Genomic DNA, 2,286 nt, shown 5'->3' on the forward strand with positions numbered 1-2,286 from the left:
TTGCCAGATTCCAACGAATTTTTCTGTAACATCTGGCAACAATAATCAATGTGATTTTCGATAAGACCACTTTTGAAAATACTTGCTATACTAATGAATGAATAGTAAGATTAGAGTGAATATTTAATGAACGGAGGTGAGGAGAGATGATCAAGACTGTTTTTGTGCACGGATTCTGGAATGAATTCCTTTATTTTTGCCGTGCAAAATTTGCTGTTGCAGCTGCCAACGGGATACGTATGTCCATTTTTAGCAGTTCAATATCAAACCAAAACGGTAAGATCATCTCTTTTCCCGCTTAATAACAAGCATCGGTGAATGGGGAGGGCTTTATGCTCTCCTTTTGTATTCATTGATATTTGGAGCCAGGAGCAGAGCAGTCTGCCCCTGGCTTTTTTGCGTCTTAACTGATGCACGAATAGCGCAGGGCAGACCCTGTGCTCAAGCGAAAGGAGAGGTCCATTAGGAGGAAAAAATAATGATAACAGTTAGTGTTAACGATATAAGTAAAATGTACGGCGGAAATACAATTTTTCAGGATTTGAGTTTTGAAATAAATGAAAAAGACAGGGTAGGGCTTGTTGGCAGGAATGGCAGCGGTAAAACAACACTCTTGAAGCTGATTGCGGGCATGGAAGAGCCAGACGGAGGCAAGATTCACTGGAAGAAGGGTCTGAGGATTGGCTATCTGGCGCAGATTCCAGTTTATGATTCGAAGATGACGGTCAGGGATGTTTTAGCCACAGCTTTTGACGAGCTGATTTTCGTTCAGCAGGATATGAAAAAGCTTGAAGAAGATATGGCTGCTTCCGCAGAGGATTCGGAGCGGCTTGAAAGGCTGCTGGAAAAATACGGTGTTCTCCAGGAGAAGTTTTCTCTTGGCGGCGGCTATGAGATGGATGCCAATATTGATCGGATTGCCAATGGTTTAAATATTGCCGGCCTGTTGGATTCAAATTTTAACAGCCTGAGCGGTGGTGAGAAAACAAAGGCGGGGTTAGCGTTAAGCTTGCTGCGTAATCCAGATTTGCTTTTACTCGATGAGCCGACGAACCATTTAGATATAATGGCTGCTGAGTGGCTGGCTGAATTCCTTACGTCTTATGAAGGGACCGTTGTCATCATTTCGCATGACCGTTATTTCCTTGATGAAACGGCGACGAAAATCCTCGATATGGAAGATGGGGAGATTGAGCTGTATCATGCCAATTATTCAGGCTTCCTTAAGGAAAAGGAAGATAAATTACTGCGTGAATTCCAGGCGTATGAAGAGCAACAGAAAAAAATCAAGAAGATGAAGGAAGCTATAAAACGTCTGCGGGATTGGGCAAACCGGTCAAATCCTCCAAGTTCTGCCTTGCATAAGCGAGCAACAAACATGGAAAGGGCACTGGCAAGGATGGAAAAGCTAGACCGTCCTATTTTAAACAGGAAGAAAATGAACTTTGAACTTGAAACGGGCGGGCGCAGCGGGAAGGATGTTCTCGTCATCAAAGATGCCAGGAAAACATTTGGCACACGGGAACTATTCAGCGCTGTGAATCTCCAGCTGCAGTATCGGGACCGCGCGGCAATCGTTGGTGAAAATGGTTCAGGGAAAACAACACTGCTGAAATTGATTCAGAGTGAGCTGAATCCTGACAGCGGAGAAGCAAGGCTGGGCAGCAATGTGAAAATTGGTTACCTTTCACAGCACATGGAGCTCTCAAGTAAGGACGGTACAGTGCTCGATGCCTTCCGCAGCGAAGTGGTCATGAATGAGGGAGAGGCCAGAAATGTACTCGCGGGATTCCTTTTTTACGGTCCTGCTGTATTCAAAAAGGTATCACAGTTAAGCGGCGGTGAGAGGATGAGGCTTCGCCTTGCTCAGCTGATGCACCAGGACCTTAACTTCTTGATTCTTGACGAACCGACTAATCACCTTGATATTGATTCCCGCGAAGTCCTTGAGGAAGCTTTGGATGGTTTCGAAGGTACCCTGCTTGCTGTATCGCACGACCGATTTTTCCTTAATAAGCTTTTTAATAAAATTTACTGGCTGGAAAGCGGTGAACTGACGGAAATTGAAGGGAATTATGACAGGGCGAGAGTGAAGATGGCGGAGAAACGAAAAATCCAAGAGTCATCCCCTGTTCCAGTTGCGCAAGCCCGGCAGCACGCTGTTAAGAACTTGAAAAAAGGTGCTGATCCCGTAGATGAGGACCTGCTGCTAAACCAAATCGAGGCTCTTGAAAAAGAAATTGCTCTGATTGTTAATAAAATGGAAACAGTTGCAGACCTAGAAGT

The 2,286-nt window shown here is 44.8% G+C and carries 2 protein-coding genes; both read left to right on the forward strand.

Annotated features, from left to right (window positions below; translation table 11 throughout):
• The first annotated feature begins 146 nt into the window (after nt 1–146).
• Nucleotides 147–302: an RAxF-45 family protein gene (locus tag WB217_RS09330; protein ID WP_423992787.1), complete on the forward strand. Its 156-nt coding sequence runs from the start codon at nt 147–149 to the stop codon at nt 300–302.
• Between the two features lie 176 nt (nt 303–478).
• Nucleotides 479–2,286: ribosomal protection-like ABC-F family protein (abc-f, locus tag WB217_RS09335; RefSeq protein ID WP_423992789.1), on the forward strand; the 1,808-nt coding region annotated here is incomplete at its 3' end.

The sequence above is a fragment of the Mesobacillus sp. genome (assembly GCF_049588175.1).
GTDB lineage: Bacteria > Bacillota > Bacilli > Bacillales > Cytobacillaceae > Mesobacillus.

Coding starts and splice junctions, on each gene's coding strand:
- WB217_RS09330 (WP_423992787.1), top strand. CDS start 147: ATGATCAAGACTGTTTTTGTGCACGGATTCTGGAATGAATTCCTTTAT.